Raw genomic sequence first — 7052 nt, 5'->3', positions numbered from 1 at the left:
AAGCAAAACCCAAAAGATTGGTTACCTTGGAATTATCTTGATACTATCAACAAAATCAAAAACCACTCTCTATAAAAAATTTAATACCATTCATTGTGTTTGTAAAATGCACTTATTGGGAGGACACACCGAAAGGGTAGTCAATGGATAAATTAAAAGCAGTAAAGAAAAGATTTGGATATCATGAAAAAAAGCAATATTAGAGGAATACTTTAACTCTGGCTTGAGCTTATCAGCAATATCAAGTAAACATCAGATTCATCCAGTGACTTTATATAGCTGGAAAAGGAGTCTCTGCATGAGTGATAAAGATGAAAATTAATCTACTAGTCTAACAGATATAGAAGAAATACTTGCAGAAATTGAAAGCCTTAAAAAACGTAATAAACATTTAGAAAAAGCGGTTTCAAACTTAACAATAGATAATTCAATTTTAACAGATGCTATTGATATAATGAAAAAAAACATCCAAAAGAAAGAACTGTTTAAAAAGCAAAAGAAATCCTAAATTTAGTTAAATATAAAATATCAAGAGTTAGTAAAAATTTAAAGATATCAAGACAATCAATTTATAAAAATAAAACTAAGCTCGTCTGCATGAGAAATTATGTGAAAAAGGAAGATACTTTTTTATTATCAATAATAAAAAATATATTAGAAAATAGGCTTACGTATGGTTACAAAAAGGTAACAGCAATGGTTAATAATAAAATTCAAGAGAAGCATGGAAAAGTTAATAAAAAAAGAATATATATAATATTTAAAAATAAAGGATTACTCTTGCCTAAAACAGAAGTTCAACGAAGAGAGCATACTGGAACTGGTAAAATAATAACCTTACATTCAAACACTCGTTGGTGTTCGGATGGTTTCGAAATAAGGTTTTTTAATGATGAAAAAGTATATGTAGCATTCTCTTTAGATTGTTGAGATTGAGAAGCGATTAGCTATGTAGCATCAAAAGAAGCTTTATTAGTTAAAATATTCAATATTTAATGATTCATTCAGTAGAAAAAAGATTTAATAATTTAAAGTTACAAAGACAAATAGAATGGTTTTCAGATAGAGGGGCAATTTATCGAGATAAATCCGTACAAAATTTAGCAAGAAATTTAGGATTAAAGCCTTGTTACACTGCTCCTTATTCTCCATCAAGTAATGGAATGGCAGAAGTATTTGTTGGTACGTTTAAAAGAGATTATGTTTATGTCAATGATTGTTATTCTGCTGATTGGGTTTTAGAGCATTTAGAAGAATGGTTTTATGATTATAATCATCACGCACCACATTCTGGACTTGCAATGATGAGCCCAATACAGTATCAAAATTCACATTAATCATGTGTCAACTTAAATGGGGTCCAAAGCAGATTTAAATGCTCAGACTATTGAGAAATGTAATTATAATGGTTCTGTTGCAAAGAATTTGCTACGCGGTAACTAACTGTGTCAAATATTAAACTACATAGAGTTACCCAACTTGTAGAGTTCTCTCTGGAGTCAGAGGTAAACTCTTCATAAAGCGCCTGTTCTCAATCTAAATTTTATTCTTATACTATATTTTAAAACTATACAGCATAAATAAATTCATTTTTGAATCTTTTAAGTATAATCTATTTATAATGTTAACTTAAAAAATTTATGGAGAAAATTTTATGATTTCATTTTTTTCAAGTATCTCAGTTGCTCCAAATTGGCTTTGGATATCATTTAGTATTACAATTTTAATTTTGCTATTAATTGATCTTAGCTTATTTTCTAAGGTACATAAAAATAATAATACTAAAATTGCATTAATTGAAAGTGGTATTTGGATTGTTATTGCTCTTTGTTTCAATGTATGGTTTTCATATTTTTTTGGTTCTCAATTAGGAATTGAATTTCTTACAGGATATATAGTAGAAAAAAGTCTTAGCATTGACAATCTTTTTATTATTCTACTTATTTTTAGTTCTTTTAATATACCTTCAAAATTTCAACATAAAGTTTTATTCTATGGAATTTTAGGTGCGATAGTTATGCGTGCATTATTTATTCTTCTTGGAGCTCATTTGCTCAATTCTTTTCATTGGATTTTATACATTTTTGGTCTTATACTTGTTGTTACTGGATTTAAATTATTATTTAAATCAGATAATAAAACGAATCAAAAAGAAAATTTATCCATTCGATTATTAAAAAAAATTCTTCCTACTACAGATAATTTACATGGAGGAAAATTTTTTATTTCTGAAAATGGAATAAAAAAAGCAACTCCTCTTTTTCTTGCTCTAATTGCAATTGAAATTACAGACGTTGTTTTTGCAGTTGACTCAATTCCGGCTATTTTTGCGATAACAAATGATGCCTTTGTTGCTTTCTCATCAAATATTTTTGCTATTTTAGGATTAAGGGCTTTATATTTTGTTATAGCAGAATGGGTTCAGAAACTACGTTATTTAAAGCCAGGACTTGCTGCTATCTTGTTTTTCATAGGTACAAAAATGATTTTAATCGATATAATAAAAATTCCAAGTTGGTTTTCTTTATCGGTTATTTTTACTATATTAACAACAGCGGGATTAACATCTTGGTATGTTGCAAAAATTGAAAAAAATAAAACTTAACAGAACAAAGTCGTATTTTCATTCCTTTTAGGGTTAATAGGTTTGAATGCTAATTTTAGCTAAGTAAGTCCTTAAATTATTTCATGCGAGTCCAAATATCAATTTTTTCTTTGCCGTTAATTGACTGCATAAAATAGTTTGAATTTGTAATAAATTAAAACTATTGCATTTTTAATCAATTTAAAGACGAGAGTGTTTAATATTATATTCAATTAAAAAATTATTCATTGTGAGATTTTTATGAAAAAACTAATAAAATATATTTCAATATTATCTATTTCTAGCTTTTTACAACATAATGTTCATGCAGATGCGTATATCTTTTGCACTAAAACACCAACTTTAAATTCTAATGGGCAAAATTGGAAATGAGCATTACCCAATAATACAAATATTTCAATACTAAAACCACTTTATTTTAAAAGTGATGGATTAAAAATTGAAGGAAAGCGAGATGGTGGTGATTATGGATTAACTTCGAGACATTTTATTCCATATGATGTATTTGATAATTTATCTAAAGCACAAGAATTATGTGAAGAAATTGTACAAAAATGTATTTATGATTATGGTCAAAATTACAATGGGGTAGGTGTTTCTGGAGGTGGTAGCTTTCCATTAGGTGAGTGGGGGATTTTAAAATTTCGGTATTTTAATAATCTTGCTGGAACAGACGAATATAGTCCACCAATCCTTCATATAAGTGATTATTATTGCAGTAGTTGGAATTACCGATATTATAAAAATTCAATTAGACATCATTTTGTACTTATTATGTAAGAGAATGAATTATTTATTTGAAAATTTGAATTTCTAAATTTAATTACCCCCTCCCCCTACACACACAGTCAAAAAATTAAACACAAATTATAAAAATAAAATCATATATTTAAATCTGATATCAATTTTCACTTCTCAAAATTAGGGTTATTGCAAGAATTACCTGAAATGTTTACCAAGGTTGACCTATAACTGAATTTAAAAGGTATTTTTTCATTTTAGTTGTTTTTAATAGGGACATCCGAAAATGGGCTTTTTGAAAAATTTCTTCTTGCCACTCTGTTACTTTAATCTCTTTGGAACAGAACTCAAAATATTCAAAAAACCAAAACTCATTAATTGAAAAAAATAAGAATTCATATATGATTTTATTTTTAGTGAATCTGATTTTAATTCGTTTTAGTAATATAAGGAATATATAAATGACATATAATTCATCTGGTTATGTAAATTATTTGAAAAATCATTTAGTTCCTTTACCTGCCTTTGAAAAGGAAATTAATAATAATCAAAAATCAAAAAATATTTTAATTAATCTTAATATTTCACAAGAGGTTAAATCTTCTTCAATTAACTATAGTTTAAATACTGAAAATATAACTAGATGTTTTTTTGATGATAACCGAGGCGGGTTATGCGCAGGCTTTTCTATGCTATGGATTCTTTGTATGATAAATTCCAATGCAAAAAAGAATAAACCTCAAATTTTTTATCAAAATATATATACTATGAGCAGTAAGTTGAAACAATTAAATATTAAATTTGAAAAAAATTTAATTGAAGATATAGAAAAAATAGATATAAATTCATTTTATAAAACAATAGAGAAATTCTATAATAATACTAAAACGTTGAATAATTATAATATTGGTTATTATATTGCTAGTCCATTAGCAATGTCATTTAAAAGAGATCATAAAACTTTTATAGATCACGTCAAAAATTTAAATAATATTTCTACTATTTCCTTTATTTCAAATAAAATATTGATAATTGATATTTTTAATAAAAAATGTGACCTCTCATTTTTTTGTGATGAAATTACAAAAATAAAACAGAATCATCTTTGTGCACATATTTCAACATCAAATCATTCAATGGCAATTTTTATACAAAAAATTAATGAAAATATTGTATTTCATTTTTATGATCCAAATACCTCAAATGGTCATCAATCATTTAGTTTTTCAATTTTAGATATAAATTGGAAAAAAACTTTTAATTTTGAATTTCATAAATTAATTTTTCAGACTAAATATTTTTTGATGGATAATGATGAAGCTAAATATTTAGTTCTAAAATTATTTGATGTTGAATGTTTTTTAAAAACCCCAAAAGAAGAATTTGGAACTCAAAATTTTAATAATAACTTTATCTATTGTAATTTAAAAAATTACTTGAAGATTTCAGAAGTAATTAATATGTTTGTTTATAATGATGAAATATTTGTTTTACGTTATTTAATTAAAAATTACCCCGCTATTGATCTTAATCTGGAAAATTATTTAGGCTTTACATCATTAATTATCTCCGCTTACTGTAATAGCATATATTCTTTAAAATTTCTTTTATCATTTCCACAGATTGACCCAAATAAAACAACTTATAAAAAACATAATCCTCCTTTGCATATTGCAGTTCATAAAAATTTTTTAAATTATGTTGAAATAATTTTGAATGATTCTCGCATAGATGTAAATAAGATAAATAGAGATGGGAATACAGCGTTACATTTTGCAGCTATGCAAGGGAACTTTGAAATTTTAAAAATTTTATTATCAAAAAATAATATAGATATTTCACCAAAAAATTTCAAAGGAGAAACTCCATTAAAGATTGCTGAAAACAATAAATATGATGATATTATAAAATATATAAAAATGCGTAAATCTATTTATTATAATCATGAATTTAATAAAGTCTTTGTATTGCTCGAGAGCTTTTTACTTCAGTATAAAGAAAATGAAGGGTTCAATTCTCCTCTTAACATAGAGAAAATTGATTATAAAAATCTTTCAACTTACAGTCGAAAAAAATTAGGGATGGAAATTATTAAAACTGCCCAAGACTATAATATAACAGAGGATAAATTCATTTCATTATGTTGCAAAGTTGTCTATGCTCTTCGAGAAAAAAAATTACTTCCTTCTTTTCAAGATATGTTTAAAGGTGTTGCTATACCGGGCTTACTAAAAGCTGGTTTATATAAGGAATCTATTGAACTATTAAGAGAACCTAAAATAAATGAGTTAGAAATTATAGAATTAGCAAAAAAATTCTCATTAAATAATAAACCACCACAACATTTAATGGAGTTTATTTTCTTAATTATAAATAAAGTCATAAATAAAGGGTGCTATTGCAAAGATTTGAAAGTAACAAAGTAACACCTAGTTCTCAAATCATAATGATGGAAAGATTTTCTGTAAAAACAAATTTGTTTTTTCATAAAAAATTCATGTATAATTTGAGTTTACTGATAAAATTATAAAAAAATATTAACAATATTTCAGCATATTTAATTTTATATTTTTTCTTCTTTTTTAAAAATCTTAACTTGCTTCTGAAAAAATTTTTTAACTGAATTAAGATATTTAATATTTGTATTATAGCACATCTCTTGCCATCCTCCGTTATTTTGTATAACTTTCCATCCGAGTTCTCCTAAAAATTCTTTAGCTTCTTCGTTTCTATAAAATTACAATTCGTTCAATAATTTGCAAAATTGGTTCCGTTTCGGATTCTGCTAATTATAATACAATAATCTAAAAATAGATCTTATATGAGGCTCAATGATAAGAGGTAGTAATTTAAAAATTACTGAAGTAACTGATTTTAAAATTATAAACGATTAGATTAACTCTTTTTTGTAAAAATAGTTAAAGATCACATTTAATAAATTCAGCTATTTCTGCCATTTTCATAAGTATGCATACATTTATTAAAATCTCTTTTAGGGAAATCAATATTTCTACAAAATTCATTTGTACTAATATTTTGTTTCTTTTAAATAATTGTTAACTTCTTTAATTAGTATTTCTTTATCAGTTATACGTTCTACAAGTTCAAATTTTTTTTCGGACATATTATTTCTTTCATATTATATAATTCATATTTAATGTTGATTCATTTTATGTAATCCATAAATTTTTTTCAAATTATTCATTTCTCTCTTTAGGTTCATCTTTAGTAGAAAGATTTTGATTTTCTGATTCATCAAAAACTATTGGTTGCGCAAACGCATTTAGCATCCATTTAAATATTTCCATTAGGTTATCTTTTAGTTTTTCAGGATTCGTTTCGTTAATATAAATCATAGAATTTGAAGGATTGGCTGTATAACTTATTTTTGGATAATAGCATTCATGAACAGCTAAACGTAATTCATTAACAGAATAAACTAGTCTATAATTCCAACGAGAACTTAATTTATCATAAAATTTCTTTTTTTCTTCTATAGATATTTCACTTAATGACTCTAAAAACATTTTCTTTTCATAAGTAATCTGTTTCTTATTATCTATATCATATAAAAGACATCCTGGTATGATCCCCGAAAAGTGGACTATTAAATTTCATAATTTTCTTCATATTCTAAAGGTGCATGATAATCAAGGGCAGAATGAGCACGAATTCGATTATAAAACACCTCTATATATTCTATGAC

At 25.3% G+C, this 7052-nt stretch carries 7 protein-coding genes; 5 read left to right on the top strand and 2 right to left on the bottom strand.

Annotated elements, in window-relative coordinates:
* Positions 1-196 precede the first annotated feature (196 nt).
* The 5 genes from ACIQ56_RS12855 to ACIQ56_RS12835 all read left to right on the top strand — a co-directional run bounded on the left by ACIQ56_RS12855 (position 197) and on the right by ACIQ56_RS12835 (position 5772).
* Complete coding sequence (locus ACIQ56_RS12855; protein WP_397601457.1) at positions 197-322, top strand: transposase; 126 nt, start codon at positions 197-199, stop codon at positions 320-322.
* A 287-nt stretch (positions 323-609) separates the two neighbouring features.
* Positions 610-930 (top strand): IS3 family transposase, encoded by a 321-nt coding sequence (locus tag ACIQ56_RS12850; RefSeq protein WP_397601456.1) that lies wholly within the window; start codon positions 610-612, stop codon positions 928-930.
* 65 nt (positions 931-995) lie between these two features.
* Positions 996-1337, top strand: coding sequence for an integrase core domain-containing protein (locus ACIQ56_RS12845; RefSeq protein WP_397601455.1), 342 nt, complete (start codon positions 996-998; stop codon positions 1335-1337).
* Positions 1338-1654: 317 nt separating this feature from the next.
* Positions 1655-2605: a TerC/Alx family metal homeostasis membrane protein gene (locus tag ACIQ56_RS12840; protein WP_397601454.1), complete on the top strand. Its 951-nt coding sequence runs from the start codon at positions 1655-1657 to the stop codon at positions 2603-2605.
* 1202 nt (positions 2606-3807) lie between these two features.
* On the top strand, positions 3808-5772 hold the full coding sequence (locus ACIQ56_RS12835; RefSeq protein ID WP_397601453.1) for an ankyrin repeat domain-containing protein: 1965 nt from the start codon (positions 3808-3810) through the stop codon (positions 5770-5772).
* A 771-nt stretch (positions 5773-6543) separates the two neighbouring features.
* Here the strand turns inward: ACIQ56_RS12835 and ACIQ56_RS12830 are convergent.
* Together ACIQ56_RS12830 and ACIQ56_RS12825 are read right to left on the bottom strand one after the other, a co-directional pair.
* Positions 6544-6873: a hypothetical protein gene (locus ACIQ56_RS12830; RefSeq protein ID WP_397601452.1), complete on the bottom strand. Its 330-nt coding sequence runs from the start codon at positions 6871-6873 to the stop codon at positions 6544-6546.
* An 80-nt stretch (positions 6874-6953) separates the two neighbouring features.
* Positions 6954-7052: IS3 family transposase (locus tag ACIQ56_RS12825; protein WP_397599331.1), on the bottom strand; the 99-nt coding region annotated here is incomplete at its 5' end.

Origin of the sequence: Silvanigrella sp. (assembly GCF_044369315.1) — a bacterium.
Taxonomy (GTDB): Bacteria; Bdellovibrionota_B; Oligoflexia; order Silvanigrellales; family Silvanigrellaceae; genus Silvanigrella.
The sequence above is the reverse complement of the archived record's forward strand: the minus strand, read 5'-3'. Positions and strand labels throughout refer to the sequence as shown.

Bases quoted from the DNA above. Each gene is read 5' to 3' on its own strand.
- ACIQ56_RS12830 (WP_397601452.1), bottom strand. From the start codon at position 6,873: ATGTTTTTAGAGTCATTAAGTGAAATATCTATAGAAGAAAAAAAGAAA.
- ACIQ56_RS12840 (WP_397601454.1), top strand. From the start codon at position 1,655: ATGATTTCATTTTTTTCAAGTATCTCAGTTGCTCCAAATTGGCTTTGG.
- ACIQ56_RS12835 (WP_397601453.1), top strand. From the start codon at position 3,808: ATGACATATAATTCATCTGGTTATGTAAATTATTTGAAAAATCATTTA.
- ACIQ56_RS12845 (WP_397601455.1), top strand. From the start codon at position 996: ATGATTCATTCAGTAGAAAAAAGATTTAATAATTTAAAGTTACAAAGA.